Source organism: Ignavibacteriales bacterium (assembly GCA_026390795.1).
Lineage (GTDB): Bacteria > Bacteroidota > Ignavibacteria > Ignavibacteriales > Melioribacteraceae > Fen-1258.
In genome coordinates, this window is sequence record JAPLFG010000003.1 from 2,283,627 (window position 1) to 2,308,462 (window position 24,836).

At 36.0% G+C, this 24,836-nt stretch carries 16 protein-coding genes; 11 read left to right on the forward strand and 5 right to left on the reverse strand.

The window, feature by feature from the left end; genetic code table 11:
* Nucleotides 1-47 precede the first annotated feature (47 nt).
* The 3 genes from NTX65_13440 to tkt all read left to right on the forward strand — a co-directional run bounded on the left by NTX65_13440 (nt 48) and on the right by tkt (nt 4,475).
* Nucleotides 48-1,226 (forward strand): thiolase family protein, encoded by a 1,179-nt coding sequence (locus tag NTX65_13440; protein MCX6170345.1) that lies wholly within the window; start codon nt 48-50, stop codon nt 1,224-1,226.
* Between the two features lie 79 nt (nt 1,227-1,305).
* On the forward strand, nt 1,306-2,433 hold the full coding sequence (gene pdxB, locus NTX65_13445; protein ID MCX6170346.1) for a 4-phosphoerythronate dehydrogenase PdxB: 1,128 nt from the start codon (nt 1,306-1,308) through the stop codon (nt 2,431-2,433).
* 50 nt (nt 2,434-2,483) lie between these two features.
* Nucleotides 2,484-4,475 (forward strand): transketolase, encoded by a 1,992-nt coding sequence (gene tkt, locus NTX65_13450; protein MCX6170347.1) that lies wholly within the window; start codon nt 2,484-2,486, stop codon nt 4,473-4,475.
* Nucleotides 4,476-4,565: 90 nt separating this feature from the next.
* Here tkt and NTX65_13455 read toward each other — a convergent pair whose 3' ends face one another.
* From NTX65_13455 to NTX65_13470, 4 genes are all read right to left on the reverse strand, one after another.
* Entirely contained in the window at nt 4,566-5,627 is a 1,062-nt protein-coding gene (locus NTX65_13455; protein ID MCX6170348.1) for an NADH:flavin oxidoreductase/NADH oxidase, read from the reverse strand.
* Nucleotides 5,628-5,677: 50 nt separating this feature from the next.
* Nucleotides 5,678-6,514, reverse strand: coding sequence for an aminotransferase class IV (locus NTX65_13460; protein MCX6170349.1), 837 nt, complete (start codon nt 6,512-6,514; stop codon nt 5,678-5,680).
* Nucleotides 6,515-6,544: 30 nt separating this feature from the next.
* On the reverse strand, nt 6,545-7,642 hold the full coding sequence (locus NTX65_13465; protein MCX6170350.1) for a YCF48-related protein: 1,098 nt from the start codon (nt 7,640-7,642) through the stop codon (nt 6,545-6,547).
* Nucleotides 7,643-7,757: 115 nt separating this feature from the next.
* Nucleotides 7,758-8,978, reverse strand: a complete 1,221-nt coding sequence (locus NTX65_13470) for a hypothetical protein (GenBank protein MCX6170351.1) — start codon at nt 8,976-8,978, stop codon at nt 7,758-7,760.
* A gap of 284 nt (nt 8,979-9,262) precedes the next feature.
* Here NTX65_13470 and NTX65_13475 point away from each other — a divergent pair, with 284 nt between their 5' ends.
* Complete coding sequence (locus tag NTX65_13475; protein ID MCX6170352.1) at nt 9,263-10,597, forward strand: mannanase; 1,335 nt, start codon at nt 9,263-9,265, stop codon at nt 10,595-10,597.
* A gap of 38 nt (nt 10,598-10,635) precedes the next feature.
* On the opposite strand, the gene tsaA is transcribed toward NTX65_13475, so the two are convergent.
* Nucleotides 10,636-11,427 carry a tRNA (N6-threonylcarbamoyladenosine(37)-N6)-methyltransferase TrmO gene (tsaA, locus tag NTX65_13480; GenBank protein ID MCX6170353.1) on the reverse strand — a complete coding sequence of 264 codons (792 nt, stop codon included), beginning with the start codon at nt 11,425-11,427 and terminating at the stop codon, nt 10,636-10,638.
* A 279-nt stretch (nt 11,428-11,706) separates the two neighbouring features.
* On the opposite strand from tsaA, the gene NTX65_13485 reads away from it, so the two are divergent.
* The 7 genes from NTX65_13485 (at nt 11,707) to NTX65_13515 (ending at nt 24,831) form a co-directional block, all read left to right on the forward strand.
* Entirely contained in the window at nt 11,707-12,702 is a 996-nt protein-coding gene (locus NTX65_13485; protein ID MCX6170354.1) for a response regulator, read from the forward strand.
* 139 nt (nt 12,703-12,841) lie between these two features.
* The gene (nuoE, locus tag NTX65_13490) at nt 12,842-13,348 is read left to right on the forward strand and encodes an NADH-quinone oxidoreductase subunit NuoE (protein MCX6170355.1); all 507 of its coding nucleotides are present in this window, start codon (nt 12,842-12,844) and stop codon (nt 13,346-13,348) included.
* Entirely contained in the window at nt 13,345-15,108 is a 1,764-nt protein-coding gene (locus NTX65_13495) for an NADH-quinone oxidoreductase subunit NuoF (protein MCX6170356.1), read from the forward strand. The genes nuoE and NTX65_13495 overlap by 4 nt, the downstream gene beginning before the upstream one ends.
* A gap of 21 nt (nt 15,109-15,129) precedes the next feature.
* On the forward strand, nt 15,130-18,888 hold the full coding sequence (locus NTX65_13500; protein MCX6170357.1) for a molybdopterin-dependent oxidoreductase: 3,759 nt from the start codon (nt 15,130-15,132) through the stop codon (nt 18,886-18,888).
* 6 nt (nt 18,889-18,894) lie between these two features.
* A complete protein-coding gene (locus NTX65_13505; GenBank protein MCX6170358.1) occupies nt 18,895-20,760 on the forward strand; it encodes an ATP-binding protein in 1,866 nt (621 codons plus the stop codon).
* 2 nt (nt 20,761-20,762) lie between these two features.
* Nucleotides 20,763-22,145, forward strand: a complete 1,383-nt coding sequence (locus NTX65_13510; GenBank protein ID MCX6170359.1) for a sigma-54 dependent transcriptional regulator — start codon at nt 20,763-20,765, stop codon at nt 22,143-22,145.
* Nucleotides 22,146-22,245: 100 nt separating this feature from the next.
* Nucleotides 22,246-24,831 carry a M14 family metallopeptidase gene (locus tag NTX65_13515; protein MCX6170360.1) on the forward strand — a complete coding sequence of 862 codons (2,586 nt, stop codon included), beginning with the start codon at nt 22,246-22,248 and terminating at the stop codon, nt 24,829-24,831.
* Nucleotides 24,832-24,836 lie beyond the last annotated feature (5 nt).

A 24,836-nucleotide genomic window follows, 5' to 3' on the forward strand; every position in this document is an offset into this window, starting at 1 on the left:
TTCATATCAATCAATAAAACAGAATTTCAATATTTCAAGGATTATAAATGAAAAAAGTAGTGATAACACATGCAAAAAGAACTCCGGTTGGAGCGTTTAATGGCGCTTTAAGTTCTCTTTCCGCCCCCCAACTTGGCAGCATAGTAATAAAATCACTTTTGGATGAATCGAAAATCGCACCGGAAATAATCAATGAAGTAATTATGGGAAATGTAATTACCGCAGGTTTAGGACAAGCTCCGGCACGTCAAGCAGCGCTCTATGCAAGTCTTCCGGAAAAGGTGGAATGCTTAACTATAAATAAAATGTGCGGCAGCGGTTTGAAAGCAATTATGCTTGCACATCAGTCAATAATGTGTGGTGATGCAGATATAATTATCGCCGGCGGAATGGAAAGCATGTCTAACGCTCCCTACTTATTGCAGAATGCACGTAACGGTTATCGTTTAGGCAACTCTACAATTTTAGATTCAATTTTGGTTGATGGTCTTACAGATGTTTATAATAATATTCACATGGGCAACTGTGCCGAATCTTGTGCAAAGGATTTCAATTTTACAAGAGAACAATTGGATGAATTTGCAGTTCTTTCATACCAAAGAGCTATTAGTGCACAAAAGGAAGGTCGCTTTGTTGATGAAATTGTTGGTGTGAAAATAAAATCGAAAGGCGGAGAAGTAGTTGTCTCCAATGATGAAGAACCGGGAAAAGTTAATTTTGAAAAGATCTCTACTCTGCGCCCCGCATTCGATAAAAACGGAGTTGTTACTGCGGCGAATTCATCCAAACTTAATGATGGCGCTGCGGCGGTTTTAATTATGAGCGAAGAGAAATCAAAAGAATTGGGTTATAAACCATTAGTAGAAATTATTGCACAAAGCTCTGCGGCAAAAGCTCCTATACAATTTACAACTGCACCGGCTGATGCAATTAATAAAGTGCTAAGTAAAGCAAAGTTGAAATTGACCGATATTGACTTATTCGAAATTAACGAGGCTTTCGCCGTAGTATCATTAGCGGTCAGTAAATTATTGGGATTAACTACAGAAAATGTAAATGTAAATGGCGGTGCCATTGCTCTTGGTCATCCAATTGGCGCAAGCGGTGCAAGAATAATGACAACTCTTCTGTACGAGATGAAACGAAGAAATTCGAAATACGGATTAGCATCACTTTGTATCGGCGGCGGTGAAGCTTCTGCCGTTATTGTTAAACGTTACGAATAAAAATAGATGAATAAAGTAGCTTGACACAAAGATTACGATCTTTGTTTACTCTTTATTTTATAGGAATAAGAAAATTAAAATTGTTGCCGATAATAAGATTCCATTTCTGAAAGGTGTTTTAGAACCTTATGCAAATGTTATTTATTTGCCTCCTAAAGAAATTACAAATGAAAACATTAAAGATGCGGACGCATTATTAATCAGAACTAGAACAATATGCGATTCTAAATTATTGGATGGAACCGATGTTAAGTTTATCGGAACAGCAACAATTGGTTACGATCATATTGACACGGCATATTGCGGCTCGAAAAATATAAGATGGATTAACGCTCCGGGTTGTAATTCATCATCGGTTATGCAATATATAGCTTCTGCTTTGTTAACGCTCACCGAAAAAGAAAAGTATAATCTTCATGAAATGACAATCGGTATTGTTGGTGTCGGCAACGTAGGAAGTAAAGTTGCGCGGTTATCTAAAGCATTAGGAATGAATGTTTTTTTAAATGACCCGCCGAGAGAAAGAGAGGAAGGAAACGGAAAATTTGTTTCGCTTGATGAACTTATTATTCAAAGCAACATCATCACATTCCACACTCCGTTAATCAAAGAGGGTTTGGATAAGACATATCATATTGCTGATGATTTATTCTTTGGCAAATTGAATGAAAAAAAAATATTATTCAATACATCACGTGGTGAAGTAGTAGACTCATCTGCATTAAAGAGTGCGATCAAAAATAAAATTATCGTCAATTCTGTTATTGATGTTTGGGAACATGAGCCCAATATTGATCTAGATTTATTGAACTTGGTGGATATAGCTACACCTCATATCGCAGGATATTCAGCGGATGGCAAAGCAAACGGAACCGCAACTTGTGTAAGAGAAATTAGCTCTTTCTTTAATTTAGGTATTAGTAAAGAATGGTATCCTTCTTCAATGCCTCTTCCCAGTAATCCTAATGAATTAACAATTGATTGCCAAGGAAAAACAAATCAAGAGATTATTAAGGAAGTTATTCTTTCAACATATGAAATCTCAAAGGATGATGATACTTTTCGTAAATCTACTGATACATTTGAAAAGCAAAGAGGTGAGTATCCGGTACGCCGTGAATTCCCATTTTACCGGATCAAATTATTAAACAGCACTCAAGATTTAAATATGACATTAACCGATCTTGGTTTTAATTTAGTAACGTAGTTCAAAAAAATATCAACTATGCTCTCTTCAAAATAAGGTGAAAACTGAAAATGCAAACAAACATTACAAAACTTGCCGCAAACACGATTAGAATACTTGCCGCTGAAGGTGTACAAAAAGCTAACTCAGGTCATCCCGGAATGCCGATGGGAATGGCTGATGTTGCCGTAATTCTTTATAGTGAATTTTTAAAACACAATCCCGACGAACCAAAATGGGCGAACAGAGATCGGTTTGTACTTTCTGCAGGTCACGGATCGATGTTGTTATACTCCCTTCTTTACATTAGCGGTTATGCGGTTACACTGGACGATCTAAAATCATTCCGGCAGTGGGGAAGCAGAACTCCCGGACATCCGGAATATGGTCATTTACCAGGAGTTGAAACTACAACCGGTCCTCTTGGACAGGGATTAGCCAACGGAATTGGAATGGCTATTGCTGCCAAGATGACTTCGGCAAGATTTAATGACGATAAAAATCAATTGCTCGGCAATCATTACGTCTATGGAATTGTCAGCGACGGCGATTTGATGGAAGGAATTTCTCACGAAGCGGCATCTATAGCCGGTCATTTGGGATTAGGAAACATAATTTATTTCTATGATGACAACAGCATCACTATTGAAGGTAAAACAAATCTAACTTTTACGGATGATACATCAAAAAGATTTGAAGCTTACGGATGGCAGACAATAGAAACAAGTGCTTATGATCATGAAGGAATTCGTAACGCAATTAAAATCGCCCAGGACGAAAAAGGAAAACCAACTTTAATAATTACTAAGTCTCACATCGGTTTTGGAAGTCCTCATAAAGTTGATACACCCGAAGTCCATGGCTCTCCTCTAGGTAAAGATGAATTAATAGAAACAAAAAAGAATCTTGGATTTCCAATAGATAAAGAATTTTATGTTCCGGAAGAAACAAAAGAATTATTTGAGAGCAGAAAAAAAACATTAATTACTGAATTCAACACATGGAAGAAAGAATTTGAATTGTGGAGTAAAGAGAATCCGGATAAAGCGGAACTTTATGAAAAATATATGAGCGGCTGGCTGCCTGATAATTTATATGATGAATTATTAACCGCTGCGGGTAAAGAAGCAAACGCAACTCGAACTCTTTCAAGTAAAGTTATTCAGAAGATTGCCGAATTGGTACCAAACTTTATTGGCGGTTCTGCAGATTTATCGCCTTCTACAAATACTTATATGAAAGCGTTCTCGGCAATCGATACCGGAAAATTTGAAGGAAGAAATTTTCATTTCGGAATTCGTGAGCATGCAATGGGCTCTATTGTTACTGGAATTATTCTTTATGGTGGATTTAAAGCATTTGGTTCAACATTCCTTGTCTTTTCCGATTACATGCGTCCTTCAATTAGACTTGCATCATTGATGAAGATACCTGCAATTTATGTTTTTACACATGATAGTATTTTTGTTGGTGAAGATGGTCCGACTCATGAACCAATTGAACATCTAGCGGTTTTAAGAGCAATTCCAAATGTTACTGTCATACGTCCGGCTGATAGTTTTGAAACTGCTTCTGCATGGACTTATGCTCTTCAACATAAAGATGGTCCGATAGCATTGATACTAACCCGGCAAAAAATTGGTGTTATTGAATATTATTCAGGATTTGACCCGAAGGAATCAATGAAAGGCGGTTACATTATTTCGAAAGAAAAAGGAAAAACAATTGATCTAATTATTGCTGCGAGCGGTTCGGAAGTTCCGGTTGCAATTGCTGCTCAAAAAATATTGGAAGAAAAATTATCTGTACGCGTGATTTCAATTCCTTCAAAAGAAATCTTTGAAAGACAAAGTGAAGAATATAGAAATGGTGTCGTTCCTTTAAATGTTCCTGTTGCAGTTGTTGAGGCGGCTTCAATGACTGGATGGGGAGATCTATTCCGAAGCAAGTTCTTGCCGATTGGAATGAATGGATTCGGCGCTTCAGCGCCTTATGAAATTCTTGCTGAAAAATTCGGATTCACCGGTGTACAAGTAGCAGATAAAATTAAAGCCTGGTTATAAAAAATATTCCTATTGATTCAAAATTCTCGAGTACGTCCCGGTTTTTTATCGGGACGTATGCTTGAGTCTAACTCTCTAAAAATCAAAAATTTATTTAGCTCTCAAATATTGCTTAGGCCATTCAACATCAACATTTAATTGTTTTGCAGCGTGGAGCGGCCAATAAGGATCTCTTAATAATTCTCGCGCAAGAAAAACGGCGTCGGCTTTGCCTGATGCAATAATTTGTTCCGCCTGTTCTGCCTGAGTAATGAATCCTACTCCGCTAGTAAAAATTTTTGCTTCATTACGTATCTTTTCAGCGAAAGGAATTTGGTAATTAGGTCCTGCGGGTATGACTGCTTTTTTAATATTACCGCCGCTCGAACAATCGATCAAATCGGCTCCTGCTTCTTTTAATTTTTTTGCAAGTTGAACAGATTGATCAAGATCCCAGCCGCCTTCAACCCAATCTGTTGAAGAGATTCTTATAAACAACGGCAAATGTGTTGGAATAACCTCTCTTACTGCTTTAGTAATTTCAATTGAAAGTCTGGTTCTGTTCTCAAAAGATCCGCCGTATTCATCGGTTCGATTATTTGATAGGGGAGATAAAAATTCGTGAACAAGATAGCCGTGAGCCATATGAATTTCGATTATTTGAAAACCAGCTCTTATACTTCTTTCAGCTCCATTTTTAAATTGCATAATGATCTTCTGAATTTCATCTTTGCCCAATTTTTTCGGTTTAGGATAATCATCTGCATAAGGAATCTCACTAGGTCCTAAAGTTTGCCACCCGCCGTTCTTTTTTGTCACTTCTCCATTTCCATTCCATGGCGAATATGTTGAAGCTTTTCTTCCTGCATGTGCAATTTGAATTCCGGGCACTGAATTCTGTTCTTTTATGAAATCAGTAATTTTCTTAAATCCTTCAACATGTTTTTCGCTCCATATGCCAGAATCTTCCGGTGAAATTCTTCCCTCCGGTGAAACAGCAGTTGCTTCAACAACAACAAGCGCGGCACCGCCAACCGCACGGCTTCCAAGATGAACAAAGTGCCAGTCATTCGGAGTCCCATCTTCACTTGAGTACTGACACATTGGAGAGACGAAAATTCGATTCTTAAATTCAATCTCCCGGATCTTTAACGGAGAAAAAAGTTTGCTCATAATGTTATTCCGAATGTATAGTTTGTTTCTAAAATAAATTTACTTTTAAATTATGAGTACAGTTTAGCAAATTCTTCTTGAAATAAACGGCAAATAGGTCCCGGTTTTCCATCGCTTACGAGTGATCCGTTTATCTCAATAACCGGCGTTAATTCGGTTGTAGTTCCGAGAAGGATGATTTCATTAAAGTCTTTTAATTCTGAAGTTGATACTGTTCTCTCTTCAATTTCAATTCCTAATTGGCTGCATAAAGAGAGTACAACTTTGCGCGTTATACCGGCAAGAATAAAATTGTTTAACCGCGGTGTAATAAATAAATCTCCTTTTATAAAACAGACATTCGTGTGAGTCCCTTCGGTAATAATTCCGTTCCTATGAAAAATTATTTCCGAAAGTCCATTTTTAATAGCACGATTAGATGAAAGAAAATTTGGGATTAGAGAAGTAGATTTGATATCACACCGCATCCATCGTATGTCTTCTTCCACGCCGGCTCTAACACCATTTACCATATCATTCGTCTTAGCCGGATATTTTTCTACAGAAATAAAAAATGTAACCGACAGATTTTCATTAAAAGAATGTCTGCGCGGATATTGACTTCCGCGAGTTACTTGCAGATATGCAATTGATAGTTCATCGGTAAGATTATTGGCAGAAATAAGTTCATGAAGAACATCTTCCAGATTATCCAAAGGTGGAATCGAGATTTCCATCTCATTTAAGCTATATTTTAAGCGGTCAAGGTGAGCTTCCATCTTGAAAAACTTTTTTGGATAATATCTTATTACTTCATAAACGCCGTCAGAAAATTGAAATCCCCGGTCAAATGGAGAAATTGATGCTTCTTCCAATTGTAAAAATTTTCCGTTAAGGTAAACTAACATCTTTAACCGTCTTGTTTTAATTTTGAGAATCTATTTTACTCTTACACGAGCAATTGCACCTTTGTCTCCCACAACAAAACAACTTCCGTCGCTTTTTGATATTCCAATGCTATTAAAACTTTGCGGATTAATCTGCGTCCATGTTTTCCCATCATCAACAGAATAATCGCTGCCGGAAGTTCCGCATGTTAAATAAAATTTATAAGTTGAATTCCATGCGACGCATGACCTAAATCCATTCGGCTGATTTTTCTCAACAAGCTGCCAGCTTAAACCGCCATCATCGCTTATTGCGCAATTCAAAGATTTATCTTTATCATTTTTATAATCTCCTCCGACAGCAACGCCGTATAAATCATCCTTGAAACTGATAGAAAAAGTGCCACACGATGAAGCTCCATTTTTAAGAGGCGTATAGATAGCTCTCCAATTTTCGCCACCGTCTTGCGACATAAATATTCTTGTTCTGTCTGCACCGCCGGCTCCGATCCACGCAAGATCTTTACCAGAAACGGCAATGGAACTTCCGCTGGCAGCAAATCCGCCTTCACCATCTAACGCAGGTGGAACATACAGTGATGGAATTTCTTTCCATGTATCTCCGCCGTCCTTAGTAGTAACAATATAGAACTTGCCGTCAATCGGGTCGCTGAAAGCAATTCCATTTTTATCATTCCAGAATGCAATCCCATCAAAAAATATTTTTGCATCTCGATTCATATATCGTCTTTTCCAGGATTTGCCGCCGTCTATAGTTTTGAAAAAGAACGCAGGCGCGTCTACACTCATAATAATTGCAGTATTCTTATCAAATGCTTCTACATCTCTGAAGTCGAGAGTTTCAAATCCTTTTACTTTTCCTTCAGTCCAATTTTTCCCGCCGTCGGTAGTACGTAAGTATATTCCGTTTGATCCGCTTGCCCAGGCATTTAGTGAATCTATTACTGAAATTCCGCGCAAGGATGAATTAGTTTTAGACTTTAGCATCTCGTAACTGAAAGAAAGCACTCTCTTCTTCTCAATAACCACAGGAGGTTTTTCTTCTTCTTTTGGTTTCGGAATCTCTTTTTGAGAGGTACATGAATAGAACATAACAGATGATATTAGAATGGATAAGAATAATTTCATTTATTTCCCGTTATATAATGATCTGATATTTTTTATAATCTACAGTTAAAATATATTTTAATTTTTGTCTGCTATCCAAGTCTTAACTTAATTATTTATGGAATGACCAATAAAATCAGTTGGTACTGCCGGGTAAAATCCTTTTGAAAGAAAAATTTTTGGTTATCTCAAGGAAGAGTATAAATAATAGAGGTACATATTCAATAATTAAAACAAGCCAATAGTCCTTCCAAATTCCGTATAACTGATAATTCAAAATAGTAAATACGGTTAGACTTCCCGCAGCTACATAATAAATTCCACTTCTCATTTTCGTTATTGGGAGTAAGATAGCTATCCAGGCAATATACCACGGGTGTACAACCGGGGAAAAGATCATTAGAAGCATAAGTGCGAAATAGATTTTCTCAATCAATTCTTTTTTCGAAAAGTATATCGGCAAAAGCGAGATTACCAATAGTATCCCGCAGATCAATCGAGATGTTTGATTATTTGCAAAGAGTGTATTGAGAATATTGAATACAAATCCGTTGAAATACCAATTCTTGGTGAAGATGAAAAACGCTTCAAATGGATTTGTGGAGGCAATGTATGGTATGAATTGAACGAAGAATGCTATAAACGGAATCACTGCAATTTTTAGCTTATCCAAAATATTTTTTTCATTTAAGAAAAAGATCGGAATGATAACCAAGCCAACAGGTTTTATTGAGAGAGAAAGTCCAAGAAGGATTGCTGAGAGAATTTTTTTATTGTCAAAATAAAAGTATAGCGAAAAGAGAAGAAGCGGCAAACCAAATCCATCCAAATGTGCATCAATTCCAAACTGAAATAATGAAAGCGGACACAATGCATAAAGAAGTGAATACTTTAAATCAATTTTAAATTTTTTCGTTAAAAGAAATATTGCCGCAAGGGTTAGTATCTCAAATAAGAAAAGCAAAAATTTATAACCCCAGACAGATTCTCCGCTTAGTTTATAACCGGTAAAGAAGAGCCACTGACTTAGAGGAAAATAGATCGTCTTCATCTCTTTGAAATTAAGTGCACCCGGCAATAGATCGGAATGGAATGAATTTAAATGTTCATCCGTCGGTGCATATAAATAAGGATTTATACTGTTTGCCTGAATTTTGCCATCCCACATATAGCGGTACACATCATCCGAACCGATTGGAGTTGTTGAAATAAAACTCAAACGCAACAGCAAAGTGAAAAATACCAGCAGGTAAACATTGCTAACATGAATCTCATTCTTGAAAATGTACCAGCTGATAATAAGATAGACTACCGAGGAGAAAATAAAAATTATTGTATATGAAATTATTGCCGTCAAGTTTAGAAAATGCAAACTCGCTATGGACGCCAACAGCAGCAACGAAGAAATGAAAAACAATATTTTATTTTTAGCAATCATTTCATAAAAGAATTTGATACAAGATAATCAAAACAACTTAAACCGTAAAAAGTATAATATGATTTTAGAAATGTTAATCAGCTTTATTTGGGCTTGTTTCGCTTTTTGTAACCTCAATAAATTACTTAGTATATTAATCATAGAAAACTTTTTGTTTGATCAAATCATTATTTTTTCAAATAATAGACTTTGGAAATTAAAGAATGATAAAAATAATTTTTGGCTCACTACTCGGCATATTGTTTTTATTTGAAGGATGTGCTTCAATGATTATAAACGAACCTAAATATATCCAGGTGAGCGGAAATCAATTTACTCTTGGCGATAAACCGTATTACTTTGTCGGCACAAATTTATGGTATGGATGTTACATAGGATCTCCTGGCGTTACCGGTGATAGAGAAAGGTTAAACCGTGAACTCGACCGGCTTCATGAATTAGGAATAAATAATTTAAGAGTGCTTGCCGCTTCCGAAGACACGTATATTAAAAAATCATTACAGCCTACAATACAGCCAATGCCAGGTGAATATAATGAAGAACTTCTGGAAGGATTGGATTACTTGCTTTCAGAAATGGGCAAACGTGAAATGCATGCCGTTATATTCTTGAACAATTATTGGGAATGGTCGGGAGGTTTTTCAGCTTATAATAAATGGTTCGGTGATGGAAAAATTGTTGATCCATATGATCCGAATCAGAGTTGGGGAGAATTCATGAATTACTGTGCGGAATTTTACCGGAATGAAAAAGCAAACGATCAATACAAAAAATTCATTTTCAAAATAGTTACTAGGGAAAACAAATATTCCGGGAAATATTATTATGAAGATCCCACAATAATGGCATGGCAGCTTGCAAACGAACCGCGTCCCGGAGTTGGTGATGAAGCGTTACCATATGTTGATTACTATTATAAATGGATTGATGAAACTGCCATGTACATTCATTCCATTGATCAAAATCATTTAGTCTCTTCAGGGAGTGAAGGAGTTATTGGAAGTCTTCAGAATGAAGAAATATTCTTGAAAGCACATCAAAGTAAAAATATTGATTATCTGACATTTCATCTGTGGGCAAAAAATTGGGGTTGGTACGACCCTAATAAATCAGATGAGACTTATCCAACAGCTGAAAAAAATGCCATGGAATATATAAATCAACATATTGAACTGGCACGTAAACTTAAAAAGCCGATAACGATGGAAGAATTTGGTCTTGGGCGTGATAGTGAATCTTACATCGCCGGTGATCCTTCAACAATACGGGACAAATATTTTGAGAAAATATTTGGAACAGTGTATGACAGCGCAAAAGCCGGTGCGCCAATTGCCGGATTAAACTTCTGGGCGTGGGGAGGAGAAGGTCGCGCTAAGAATGTTGATTTTGTCTGGAAAGCTGGAGACCCGTTTGTTGGTGATCCGCCTCATGAACCGCAAGGTGTTTATTCAATCTATGATACGGATTCAACAACGATTAAAATAATAAGTGATTTTGCGGACCGGATGAATAAACTAAATGAAAAGATTAATAAATAATTAGTTATATAATTCTGTGTTAAAAATATAGTTCGGTTTTATTTATGAAATTGATTTTCGAATTTTTGATGAAGCGGTTTATCATGATATTTATCATGATCTATATCTAGAAGTTCTTCCTTGTCATATCCAGTTCTAATTTCTCTGATTGTAACGGTCATTGCAATTTCATCAACAGTATAAATTATTCTCCATGTCCGGTAAGCTAAAATATAACGACCGTTTTCCGCCTCAGAAATTCTTTTTCTAGTTGAATCTGTTGGATTAAATTCTAATTGAAGACGTGCAAAATCAATAAGATTAATATTAGCAATTTCTTTTAACCAATTGCATTGTACAACGGCTTGCGGTTGATAATAAACTTCGTAAATATTTTCAATTCCATTTTTTACCCAGCCAGTTGCCGCAAGGGGAAATGAATCTGAATAAGGAAGATACGGTTTGATGTCAATTACCGGACTTCCATCAAGAATGTCAGATTCCGAAATAAATATTTTTAAACCATCTACCTTTTCTAATTTAACACAGCTCATTCCTATTTGATTCGGTCTATAAGGCGCTCGCGATGCAAATACTCCGACTTTTTTTCTAGTATGTCTAGGCGGATTAACTAATGGTTTCCAGTTATTATTTAAATGAAATTGGTACAAAATCCAGAGCCGTTCAAAACCATCTAAATCCTTTACTGCTTGCTCAAAATTACAATTGGGATTCAGCTCGATAAAAGAAATTTTTCCGCCGGCTAAAACACCTTGACGAGGAGTTTCATAACGGTAGATAAGTTCAGAATGCAGATAGCCAATCGGTTCGATGATTATTTTTTGATTCATTAGAAAATTTTTAGATGAAAATTACAATTAAAAATTACTAACGGAAAATCCAAGCTCGGTTGAAGAAAAATCTCCTCAGAAAGAGGTAACAATCGTAACATATTTTTACAACGCCTATCTACGTTTAATTAATGCGGTTATGGTTGTAGCGTCAAATTATTTATCAATCCTTACTCGATGCTTTGCAAGAATATGTTATTGCTTCTCATTTACTTCACTTTTTTTTGGTATACCCTTTGCTAATATGATAACAATTATAATCTATGGAGGAATAGAAAAATGTCAAAGAGAATTTTATTAATTGATGATGAGCCATCCTTAAGAAGATCTATTTCAATCGGTTTAAATCAAAGAGGTGTTGATGTTGAACTTTGCGAGAATGGAATAAGTGCATTGAACAAGATTGATCTCTATCAGAAAAATGAAGTTAATCTTGATACAATCGTTCTGGATATACAATTGCCGGATATTGACGGAATAAAGCTCGGTAAGATCATAAAAGCAAAATATCCTAATACTTCGATGATCTACATTACCGGTTATGCCGACAAATTAGAGGAAACTGAAATTGACGATTTGAAAGTAGATGCATTTCTGGAAAAACCATTCGATGCAGACGAGTTGATGGTGGAGATAAACAAAATTTTAGATAAGCAGCCGAAACAACCCGTTCAAAGCCAAACAGCAAAAGAAGAAAAAAGAACTGCCGCAGCATATATGCTATTAAAGATTGATGAGAAAGCTGATTTTTTTGAAATATATAAAAAGTTATATGCTATGGAAAATGTTTTGTATTGCGATGCAACACGCGGCGATATTGATATTTTTCTTCTAGTGCAAGCAGGCACAATAGAAGAATGCAAAGAAATTTTTGAGAAAGAAGTTAAAATAATTGATGGATTAAAAGATGCAGAGTTTTTACCGATCGATGTACCTGTGTTAAATGAAAATATTACTGATATTATAAACTCTGCCGGAATTTCACTCTCAACAGAAATTCCAAATTCCGGTGCTGTGAGAGATTCAAAACATTCTGTTTGTTCTTATGTTCTTGCTGAAGTAGAAAGAGAAAGAATTCAGGAAGTCTATCCGATCTTAAAACTGACCGAGAATATTGTCTATTGTGATTTTATCAACGGCAGGTATAACTTAGTTATGATGGTAAGCGGATCACAATTTAGTCAAATCGATAAATTTATTGAGAATAAATTAATCAACCTAAACGGGATTATAAAAATAAAGAAGTATCCTATCATAAATATTTATGAGATGTAAAAATATCACATTCAGCAAGACACTATTCTTTTATCGCTTGCTGAAAAATTTGTGAATAATATGCAGAGACGGCAATTGAAATCATTTGCTGTCTCTATTTATTTTTTTTGTTTTGATAAATAAATATAGGGGAATCGATATGTCGGTTGTAGATACTCAAGAAAATCACAGCATTCTTGAATTCAAGATTGACTTAATCAACAAGAGACATCAGAACGGCTCTCTAATTCCGCTGCTGCAATCGGCTCAGGATTCGTACGGATATATTCCGGAAAAAGTGATTTACTATATTGCAGAATTAGTCAACATCCCGGCAGCAGATATTTACGGTGTTATTACTTTCTATTCTCAGTTCAGATTAAAACCATTAGGCAAAAATCTAATCCGGATTTGTGAAGGAACAGCTTGCCATGTTAACGGTGCAAAAAGTATTCTTTCCGTATTGCAAGATGAACTTGGAATAACGGTTGGAGAAACTACCGATGATGGAATTTTTAGTCTGCAGTCGGTTGCATGTTTGGGTTGCTGCTCTTTAGCTCCGGTTATAATGATAAACAATTCAACTCACGGAAATCTTACAACAGATAAGCTCAAAAAGATTGTCAAGAAATACAAATCTGACGAACAATACAGAGAAGCGTTATGAAGCGAATTAAAGTTGGATTAGGTACTTGCGGTATATCCGCTGGTGGGGAATTGATCTATAATAAATTTAAAGATGAAATAGATTTGAAAAATCTAGACGTTGAACTTTCAGAAACCGGCTGTATGGGGATGTGCTATAAAGAAGTGCTCGTTGAAATTATTGATAACGGAAATAGCGCACTCTATTCAAACGTTACAACCGACCGAGTTGAAAGAATTGTAAATGAACACTTGATTAATAACAATCCCGTGAATGAATGGATAATAAAGAGTAAAGATATTTCCAAAGAAGATGCGTTTCTAAAAAATCAAAAAAGAATTGTATTAAGAAATTGCGGAGTAATCGACCCGACTTCAATTGATAAATATATAAAATATGATGGTTACAAAGCAGTTCAAGCAGTTCTCAAAGATCATTCCCGTGAAGAAGTTATTGAGTTGATAATTAAATCGGGCTTGCGTGGTCGTGGCGGTGCCGGATTTTCAACCGGACAGAAGTGGAAATTTGCCTATCAAGAAATGAGCGACAAAAAATATCTTATCTGCAATGCGGATGAAGGCGATCCGGGCGCATTTATGGACCGGAGTGTTTTGGAAGGTGATCCTCATTCGGTTCTTGAAGGGATGATGATTGCCGCTTATTCGATTGGCTCGGATGAAGGGTTCATCTATTGCCGTGCAGAATATCCTCTCGCAATTAAAAGATTGAGAAATGCAATTAGGCAGTGTGAAGAAAAAAATTATCTAGGTAAAAATATTTTCGGATCGAACTTCAGCTTTAAAATAAAAATCAAAGAAGGTGCCGGCGCATTTGTGTGCGGGGAAGAAACAGCTTTGATGTCATCAATCGAAGGGAAGAGAGGAGTGCCGAGAATTCGTCCTCCATTCCCGGCTCATAAAGGATTGTGGGGCAAACCAACCAACATTAACAATGTAGAAACCTTTGCTAACGTTCCATGGATAATTAATAACGGCTGGCAAGAATATGCTTCGCTTGGAACTGAAAAAAGTAAAGGAACAAAAGTTTTTGCTCTTGCCGGAAAAATTAAAAGAAGTGGTCTGGCAGAAGTCCCTATGGGAATGAAAATAAACCAGATTGTTTTTGATCTGGGCGGCGGAATTAAGAATGATAAAAAATTTAAAGCAGTTCAAATGGGCGGACCTTCCGGCGGTTGTATTCCTGCAAGCATGGGAGATCTTAAAATTGATTATGATGAAATCACCAGCACCGGTGCTATAATGGGTTCAGGCGGTTTAATTGTTTTGGATGAAACAACATGCATGGTTGATCTTGCAAGATATTTTTTAAACTTCACTCAGAATGAATCGTGCGGCAAATGCACTTTCTGCAGAATTGGTACAAAAAGAATGCTCGAAATACTTGAACGGATTACTGATGGAAATGGAAAAGAAGGCGATATAGAATTATTACAAGACTTGGCTTTTAAAATTCAGAATAGCAGTCTTTGCGGATTGGGACAGACAGCACCGAATCCGGTATTAACAACTATTAAATATTTTAGAGATGAGTACGAAACGCACATTCATGATAAAAAATGCCCGGCTCATAATTGTGCTGCTTTGATTGAGTATAGTATTGATCCGGAAAAATGTAAAGGATGTTTGCTTTGCATTAAAGCATGTACATCCAACGCCATAACCGGAAGTAAAAAAACTGTTCATTTTATAAATCAAGAATTGTGTGTTAAATGCGGTCGTTGTTTTGACGTCTGCAATTTAGATGCTGTAATTAAGAACTAATTCTCTCTTAAGGATTGCACCATGGAAAAAATAAAAGTCACAATTAATGGAAGAGAAATTCTTAGTGATCCGGATAAAACAATTTTAGAAGCAATTCATGAAAACAATTTAGATACAATCCCCACATTATGTCACGATAAACGGACCGAACATTTTACATCATGTTTTCTTTGTGTTGTGGAAGTTAACGGATCAAACAAGCTGGTTCCTTCATGTTCTACAATTATTCGTGAAGGAATGAAGATTGTATCCAACAATGAAAAAGTAAGGAACTCTCGTAAGACTGCATTAGAACTTTTATTTTCTAATCATTATGCAGATTGTCTCGGACCTTGCAAACAAAGTTGTCCCGCCGGAGTAGATGCACAAGCATACATAGCGCTAACATCAATGGGTAAGTATAAGGAAGCAATTAAATTGGTAAAAGAAAACAACCCTTTGCCTCTATCTATTGGGAGGGTTTGTGTTAGAGATTGCGAAAATGCCTGTAGAAGAAATCTTGTAGATGAACCGGTAGCCTGCAATTATTTGAAACGGTACATAGCCGATGTTGATAAGACTGAAATGTGGATTCCCGATTTAAAACCGAGGAACAAGAAAAAAATAGCTGTTATTGGCGGAGGACCAGCCGGCTTAACATGCGCATATTATCTAACATTAGAAGGATACTCGCCAACTATATTTGAAAAACTTCCTGAACTTGGCGGAATGCTTAGATATGGAATTCCGGAATATCGTTTGCCAAAAAAAATATTAGACGAGGAAATCAATTGGATACTCAACCTTGGAGTATCAAAAAAAACCGGCCTAGAATTGGGCAAAGATTTTTCAGTTAACTCTCTCTTTAATGATAGTTATGAATCGATCTTTATTGGAGTAGGTGCTCATAAAGCAGCAACAATGGGATTAAAAGATGAAGATGTTACAGAAGGGATTTTTAAAGGAATCGATTTTTTACGAGAAGTTGAAAAAGGTAATAAGCCTAAATTATTTGGAACCGTAATAATAGTTGGCGGCGGTAATACCGCAATTGATGCCTCCAGAACAGCATTGAGATGCGGTGCAGATAAAGTAAAGATTGTCTATAGAAGAAGCATCAAAGAAATGCCCGCAAGTCAAGAGGAAATTGAAGCAGCGGAGAAAGAGGGAATTGAAATTCTCTTCTTAACAAATCCGAAAACAATTATCTCCGAAAACAAAAAGCTCAAAGGCATCGAATGCTTGAAACAAAAACTTGAATCTAAAAAAGCGGGGGAAAGACCTTCGCCTGTTGCGATCGAGGGATCGGAATATATTATTGATTGTGATTTTATAATTGGTGCCATCGGACAGAAAGTAGATACTTCTTTCATTGATCTTGATAAAAATTGTGCATTAGAAAAATGGGGAACAGTAACAATTAACCAGGAAACATTCGAAACAACAATTCCCGGTGTGTTTGCCGGCGGTGATGTTGTAACAGGACCATTAACAGCTATCAGTTCTATTGCACAAGGAAAAAAAGCTGCACAATCAATAATGAGTTATTTAGAAACAGGAAAAGCAAAAGTATCGAAAGGTAAATTCGTTAGCTTCAAAAATCGGTTCGGCGAACTATCCGAAAGAGAATTTGCTCATATAAAAAAAATAGCTAGAGAAAAACTTACCGAACTTAATGTAACTGATCGAATAAGAACTTTTGATGAAGTCGAATCCGGTATTTCGGAATCACAGTCATTCAACGAATGCGGGCGTTGTTTGGAATGCGGCTGTTCGGAATATTACGACTGCACATTAAGAAAATACGGGGAAGAATATGATCTCGATATTTCTAATTATATCGGCGAGACAAAAAAATATTTAGTTGATAACCGCCATCCGTTTATCTCTTTGGACCCGAACAAATGCATCAATTGCGGTAAATGTGTGAGAACTTGTTCTGAAATATTAGAAGTATCGGCACTTGGATTTGTATACCGTGGATTCAAATCTATGGTTAAACCGGCAATGGAGAAACCTCTTTTAGAATCAAATTGTATCGCATGCGGAAATTGTATCGACTCCTGTCCAACAGGCGCAATAAGCGAAAAATTCCCGTTCAAAATCCTTGGAACACTTCCGAAACTAAATTATGAAACCATCTGCAGTTTCTGCTCGGTCGGCTGTAATATAAATTTCAAAAAAATAAATGATGGAATATTTTATGTTTCCAACTCTACCGAGTCGATTCTGGAGACACATAATAAAGGGTATCTATGCATTAAAGGTAAATTTGGTCACCGTTTCTTAATGGATAAAAATAGAGTGAACGCTTCAATCATCCGGCGAGAAGGACTTGTACATGAAGTAAAAACCGAAGAAGCAATAATTTATACCGAGAAACGTGTCAGAGATATAATGGATAAATACGGGAGGGACTCGGTTGCTATTTTTGCATCTCCTAAACTTTCTAACGAAGAATTATACTTGCTTCAAAAATTTGCTCGTGTTGGTTTGAGAAATAATAATATTGTCAGTTTCTCCAATTTATTTCAAGAGAAAGAGCTGGATGCGCTTGACGATTCTTTCGGATTAACAATCTCTTCAGCTAAGATGGATGATCTAAAATCGGCTGATGTGATAATTGTGATCAATTCCAATTTATCCGAAGAAAATTTAGTTATGGAATTGAAAATAAAAGAAGCTCAAAAAAAGGGAGCTTTGTTAATTGTAATAAATTCGTCGGAAATTAAATTGACCCGCCACGCAGATCTTTGGATCGATACTACAAAAGGTACGAATACACTTCTTCTTGATGCTCTAATGAAAATTTCTATCGATAATAATTGTGTCGATCATGAATTCATAAATATGAAAACACAACTTTATACTGAGTTTAAGGAAAAACTTTTTGGTCTGAACATAGATGATGCACTTAAGACGATTAACATAGATAACGAAAAAATCATTCGGTTATTCGAAATGGTTAAAAATCCGGAATCGAATCTCATAGTCATTTACAATATTGATTCTGCGCGTGAAAAGTCGGTCCACGATCTTAAAGCCGTGGCTAATTACATGTTGTTAACCGGAAGAATAAAAAAGCAAAACAACGGCATAATTCTTCTGCGTGATGATTGCAATTCGGCTGGACTTATGGATATGGGTGTCTCGCCAAAATATTTACCAGGGTATGTTAAATATTCGGAAGTTGATCAGATAGAAAAAATTAGAAATAAATGGGGAAGAAATTTAATTCCAATATTTAAAGAAGTTGATCTTGAGAAAAAACTGAAACATGGTGAAATAAAAGCTGCTTTGATCTTTGGTGAAGATCCGCTTGCCGAGGAGCGCTATCGAAAGTATTTCAGCAATATTGAATTTTTGTTGGTAAGTGATTCGTTTAATACCAGAACCACTCTTGAAGCCGATGTTGTTCTTCCCGCACTAACACACATTGAAAAAGAGGGAACGTACACTCGCTGCGATCATACTTTACAAAAAGCAAACAAAATAATTAATCGCAATCATGAATATTCAAACTGGGAAATAATTGAACTTCTTGCTGGATGTTTCTCCAAAGGGTTTAACCATCACTCGGTTTCGGATATTTTTGAAGAAATTAAAAATGTTAACAGATATTATAGACAGCTCGAGATTGGAAAATCATGGATTGATAATTTTTCATCAGACGATCTTTTAGAAAAAAAATATGCGTTTTCAATTTATGATTCAGACCTGACAACCTTTGATCCGGTAAAACAAGTAATTCATTTCCAGGAAAACTATTACATTAGTAATGTAAAATTGCTGTTGGTTTAGATTGTTATGGATAATAAATCGAATTACAAATTAATCTATGATCTGTTCGATTATATCATAATATTCGACAAGAATGATAATGTTGTTTTTGAGGGTGCCGAACTTAAGAATTTGCTAGATAGTACTCACGGACAAACCTCCTGGAGAACAAGCCCCACCGATCGATCGAAGTCATTTAATGAAATCATCCAGGATGCAAAAGCCAAGCGTGAGTTAAGTACTTTTAAATTTACCGGAATCAAAGATGAATTCATTCTATTTCCAATATACTTCGATAATAGCTTTCATCTAATTCTTACACAAAAATTAAAAATTGATCAGATAACAAATATTGAACACGATCTTAATGAGAGAGTTAAGGAACTGCGATGTCTCTACAATGTAAGTAAAGAATTGGAAGTTGCAAGACCGCTTGATGAATCGATCCAAAAATGTTTGAACCATGTTCAGACGGCATTTCAATTTCCTGAAGAAATAGTTGTGATTTTCGAAATTGGTAAAAAATCTTTTGGTAAAATTGATATAACTCAGAATCCAGACAGCACTTTCTTAACTTCCGATATAAATGTTAACGATAAAAAATTTGGGCAGATTAAGGTTCTCTTCAAGAATAAAAAAGGAGTTCTTGAGGAGGAGCGAAAAATGATAGACGAAATTGCACGCAAGTTGGCACGTGCAATTGAAGAATCGGAAAAAACAATTAATCTGGAAAAGCAGCAAAAAATCCTTCTCGCCAAGAACGAAGCACTCTTAAAATTGACTGATGAATGTAATAACCGGCGAGCTAAACTGCGTACTTTTTTTAGTGCGATAACGGATAAAATTGTTGTTATTGACAAAGAATTTAATATCACGATGTCAAACAAAGACGGAATTGGCGATACAGGTAAATGCTACAAGAAATTATTTAATCTTGACCAGAGATGCGAAAAATGTCCAGCTGAAAAAACTTTTGAAACGGCTGAACATATTGCTTATGAACGGGAAGTTGACGATAAATATTTTATGCTGCGCTCATATCCAATTCTGGATCAAAGTGAGCATGTTGAAGGCGTGTTGGAAGTTTGTCATGACGTGACAGTTCAGAAAAAAATGGAAGCACAACTGCTGCAATCGTATAAACTGGCATCTCTAGGAAAACTGGTTGCCGGAGTAGCTCACGAAATAAATAACCCAAACACTTTTATTCTGGGTAACCTTAAAATTATTCAGGAAGCATTTCATGATATCTTTCCGATTCTTGAAGAGAATTATGCGAGAAATAAAGAATTAAAAATTGCCCGTCTGAATTATGGCTTATTTAAAGAGAACATTTCAACTCTAGTAGATGACATGATAAATGGAGCAAACCGCACAAAAAAAATTGTGGGCGATCTCAGAAATTTTGCGAAGAAAGATGACGGCTCATTAACCGATCAAGTTGATCTGAATTATATTATAAAAAACAATCTCACCCTCACGAGTAAACATGTTAAGAAATTTGCCGATTTAGAAATAGATCTTGATGAAAATTTGCCAACGTTTGAGGGCAACAGCAATAAGCTTGAACAAGTTATTCTAAATCTGGTAATGAATGCTTCGGAAGCAATTGAGAGTGAAAACGGTCTTATCAAAATCAAAACCGGTTACGATGGGAAAAAAAATGAGGTTCTGCTTATTGTAGAAGACACCGGTTGTGGAATGGATGAGAATACAATTAAAAATATTTTTGATCCATTCTTTACGACTAAACGTAATTGCGGCGGCACAGGTCTCGGGCTTTCGATCACATACGGTATAATAAAAGATCATCATGGAAAAATTGAAGTTGATTCTAAAATCGGTACCGGGACAAAATTTACTATAAGGTTTCCGGTCAATCAAAACGTGTAGATATGGCAAAAATTCTTTTAGTTGACGATAACCAAGCAGTATTAAATTTCCTCAATGTGTTTTTATTGCAGACTGGGAAATATGAAATTAAAACTCTCCAGGACAGTACCAAGGCGTGCAGTCTATTAAGTAAAGAAAAATTTGATCTCCTTTTGCTTGATATGGATATGCCCAATGTAACCGGTCTTGATATTCTGAAATATATCAGCGACAACAAAATAAATATTACGACAATTGTACTTACAGGTGTTGAAGATATCGATCTTGCAATATCCGCGATGAAACTCGGTACTTATGATTATATGCTTAAACCGATTGAGGAAGAAAAGCTGATTCATACAATTGAAGAATCAATTGAGTCAAGAAGAATTAGTTCGGTACAAATTGATTCGTTTCACCTTCCGTCGTTAAATAATCTGAAACACAAAGATGCATTTAAAGATATTATTACGTCTGACGAAAAAATGTTTAAAATATTTCTTTATGCGGAAAAATTTGCCTCAACGGACAACAGCGTTCTGATCTGGGGAGAAAGCGGATCGGGAAAAGAATTAATAGCGCATGCGATTCATAAAATAAGCGATAGAAGAGACAAAAAATTTGTTGCGGTGAATGCCGGCGCATTTGCACAGGAATTGTTCTCATCGGAATTTTTTGGTCACGAGAAAGGTGCATTTACGGGTGCGTCCAGCGACAAGATCGGGTTTATTGAAGAAGCCAATGGTGGAACTTTATTCCTTGATGAAATCGGCGAACTATCATTACCAATTCAAGTTAAACTGCTGAGGGTCTTGCAGGAAGAGGAGTTTTACAAATTAGGTTCTACTAGAAACATAAAAACCGATGTCAGAATCATTGCCGCCACAAATAAAAATCTTTTTGAAGAAATTAAAAACGGCAATTTTAGAAAAGATCTTTTCTTTAGATTGAATATAAATTCTATCAGCATCCCTCCGCTCCGTGAAAGGAAAGGTGATATAGAATTATTATCAAACTACTTTTTGAAAAAGTTTAATAAAAAATATAATAAGAACGTAGAAAAAATTTCGCCGCCGGTTTTGAACTGTTTGAAGACTTATTCTTTCCCCGGCAACGTAAGAGAACTGATGAATTTAATTAACAGCGCAATTATTGTTGAATCAACCAGCGAACTTCACAAAAAATCTCTTCCCAATTATTTCCTCGGAGTCAATAACGGTTATCATGAATTAGATAAAGAAATTCTTCCGCAATCGTTGGAACAGATGGAGAAATGCCACATTGGGCTAGTGCTTGAATTTACCAACCACAATAAAACAAAAGCTTCCGCAATCCTTGGTATTTCTAGAGTAAACCTTATTGCAAAAATTAAAAAGTACGGATTAGAGAATTCTCACCATCATTGAAAAAGCATTCCGCCGGATTCCGATAATTAAAAATCTGATTGTTACCTGTTTATAAATTCCATATTATCATCCCAATAATTCAAATCAATCCGGAGGAAACATGGGTCGTCTTCTAATTTTTATTCTGCTGCTGGTTTCATTCATCTCTGTCAATTCTCAAACTCTAAAATCACCCGAAGAATTTCTTGGCTACAAAGTTGGAACCGATTATAAGATTGCAGATTACCAGACTATATCAAAATATTTTAAATATTTATCCGAGAATTCACCAAAAATTCATTATGAAATTATAGGTAAGACATCACTTGGTGCGGATATGTTCATGGCTATTATTAGTTCTGATGATAACATTAAGAATTTACAGAAGTACAAAGCAATTGTAAAAAAACTTTCTGATCCACGAATGACTACTGAGGATGAGGCAAAACAATTTTCCAAAGATGGAAAAGTTGTTGTTCTAATTACATGCAATATTCACTCAAACGAAATTGCATCATCTCAGATGTCGATGGAATTTGCATACAATCTTGCTACTGGAACCGCTCCGGAAAAATCAAACAAAGCATTGAATGATGTTCTATTTATACTAATGCCTTCTATCAATCCAGACGGCACGACTATGGTAGTTGATTGGTACAATAAATATGTTAAAACCGAATTTGATGGTTCGCAAATGCCTTTTCTTTATCATAAGTATGCGGGACATGATGACAATCGTGATTGGTTTGCATTTAATCTAGTTGAAACCCGAAATGTTGTGAAAGTTGCCTGGCATGAATGGTTCCCGCAAGTTTGGCTGGATGAGCATCAGATGGGAAGTAACGGTGCGCGGTTATTCGTGGTTCCGTATCAAGATCCAATCAATCCAAATGTAAATCCTATGATTTGGCGATGGCAGCAAATTTTTGGAGGAATGAGTGCGCTCGAACTTCAGAAACAAGGCAAGACAGGTATTATTGACAAAGCATTATTTGATGCTTATTGGGAAGGAGCTACGGAAAATTCATTGTGGCACAATCAAATTGGAATGCTATCAGAAATGGCAAGCTGTAACATTGCGTCTCCGATTTTTATTGACTCATCGGAAGTGCGGGCAACTCAAGAAATTACTCCTTATGATGTAAGAACAAATTATCCATCTCCGTGGCGCGGCGGATGGTGGCGTTTGCGGGATATTGTAGATTATGAATTAGGTTTAACTGCGAGTCTTATAGAAACAGCGGCATTGTTCAAAGAAGATTTGCTGATGAATTATTATAAAATGAATAAAGATGCAATTGAAAAAGGGAAAGAAGGAAATCCATTTGCATATGTAATACCGCGGGATCAGAAAGATCCTCAGACAACTTCAAAGATGATTGAGATGCTTCAGCTCGGTGCCGTCGAAGTAAATTTTATTGACAAAGAGTTTAAAATCGACAACACAATTTATCCCGCGAACAGCTACATAATTTATACAGCACAACCGAACGGAAGATATGTAAAAGATTTATTTGAAGAACAGACTTATCCTGATCTTCGAAAATCTAAAACTGAAACTCCTCTTCGTCCGTATGATGTTGCCGGCTGGACTTTGCCGTATCAAATGGGAGTTGAATTTTCAATAATTGAAAAACCTTTCATGCTTGATACAAAAATTTTGTCCGATCCGAATTTTCAAACCGGAGAGGTTGAGAAGAAAGAGGGAAATTATTTCGTAGTTAAATCCGGCTCGAATGCAAATTCAACATTCATTAATAAATGTCAAAAAGAAAATATTCCTGTTTACTGGAACACGGAGAAAATAAAAAGCGGAGAATTTGAATTTTTGGAAGGTTCAGTTTTTATCCCGGTTGATGATAAATCAAAAAAAATGATGGCGCAATTCGCAAATGAACTTCATCTGAAAATATCTTCTGTCGAATTCAAAGATCAATCCAAGTTAAAAGAAATAAAAAAAGTTAGGGTTGGTCTCTATCAGCCTTATACCGCAAGCATGGATGAAGGGTGGACAAGACTTCTTCTTGAAAATTATCAATTCGATTTCAAAACGATTCTCAACAAAGATTTTAAAAACAAAAAGATAAAAGAAAATTTTGATGTGATAATCATTCCCGATTTGTCGGGCGACATAATTAAAACTGGAAAACCGACCGGAGATAATGCGCGTTTCTACAGACCCAAACCTCCAGAATTTGAAGGCGGAATTGAAAAAGAAGGTGTTGATAATTTGAAAAATTTTGTCGAAAAGGACGGCGGTTTTGTAATAACATTAGGACAAGCATGCAACTTTGCCATTGAAGATTTAGGATTGAAAGTAACCAACGTTTTGAAAACCGTAAAGAGCGATGATTTTTATTGCCCCGGTTCTCTTGTAAGAATTAATGTTGACAATACAACACCTGTAGGTTATGGAATGAATCCCGAATCAATCGGTTACCTTAGCAATAACATTGCATTTGCAACATCAACGCCGTTTGGTCAATATGACCGCAGCGTTGTAGTCCGCTATCCAACAAAAGATCTGTTGAAGTCCGGATTCTTGCTTGGTGAAGATTATCTTTTTAAAAGGAGTGCGGTTGTGGATGTAAAACAAAAAGCAGGTCATGTAATTTTGTTCGGGTTCAAAGTGCAGAACAGGCATCAGACTTACGGCACATTTAAATTACTCTTTAATGCAATTCATTCTGCCGGATTGCAAGAGTAATTCAA

Excerpts from the sequence above, each read along its gene's own strand:
- NTX65_13460 (MCX6170349.1), bottom strand. The coding sequence starts at position 6,514 with ATGTTAGTTTACCTTAACGGAAAATTTTTACAATTGGAAGAAGCATCA.
- NTX65_13475 (MCX6170352.1), top strand. The coding sequence starts at position 9,263 with ATGATAAAAATAATTTTTGGCTCACTACTCGGCATATTGTTTTTATTT.
- NTX65_13495 (MCX6170356.1), top strand. The coding sequence starts at position 13,345 with ATGAAGCGAATTAAAGTTGGATTAGGTACTTGCGGTATATCCGCTGGT.
- NTX65_13485 (MCX6170354.1), top strand. The coding sequence starts at position 11,707 with ATGTCAAAGAGAATTTTATTAATTGATGATGAGCCATCCTTAAGAAGA.
- NTX65_13465 (MCX6170350.1), bottom strand. The coding sequence starts at position 7,642 with ATGAAATTATTCTTATCCATTCTAATATCATCTGTTATGTTCTATTCA.
- NTX65_13510 (MCX6170359.1), top strand. The coding sequence starts at position 20,763 with ATGGCAAAAATTCTTTTAGTTGACGATAACCAAGCAGTATTAAATTTC.
- NTX65_13505 (MCX6170358.1), top strand. The coding sequence starts at position 18,895 with ATGGATAATAAATCGAATTACAAATTAATCTATGATCTGTTCGATTAT.
- NTX65_13440 (MCX6170345.1), top strand. The coding sequence starts at position 48 with ATGAAAAAAGTAGTGATAACACATGCAAAAAGAACTCCGGTTGGAGCG.
- NTX65_13500 (MCX6170357.1), top strand. The coding sequence starts at position 15,130 with ATGGAAAAAATAAAAGTCACAATTAATGGAAGAGAAATTCTTAGTGAT.
- tkt (MCX6170347.1), top strand. The coding sequence starts at position 2,484 with ATGCAAACAAACATTACAAAACTTGCCGCAAACACGATTAGAATACTT.
- NTX65_13515 (MCX6170360.1), top strand. The coding sequence starts at position 22,246 with ATGGGTCGTCTTCTAATTTTTATTCTGCTGCTGGTTTCATTCATCTCT.
- nuoE (MCX6170355.1), top strand. The coding sequence starts at position 12,842 with ATGTCGGTTGTAGATACTCAAGAAAATCACAGCATTCTTGAATTCAAG.
- tsaA (MCX6170353.1), bottom strand. The coding sequence starts at position 11,427 with ATGAATCAAAAAATAATCATCGAACCGATTGGCTATCTGCATTCTGAA.
- NTX65_13455 (MCX6170348.1), bottom strand. The coding sequence starts at position 5,627 with ATGAGCAAACTTTTTTCTCCGTTAAAGATCCGGGAGATTGAATTTAAG.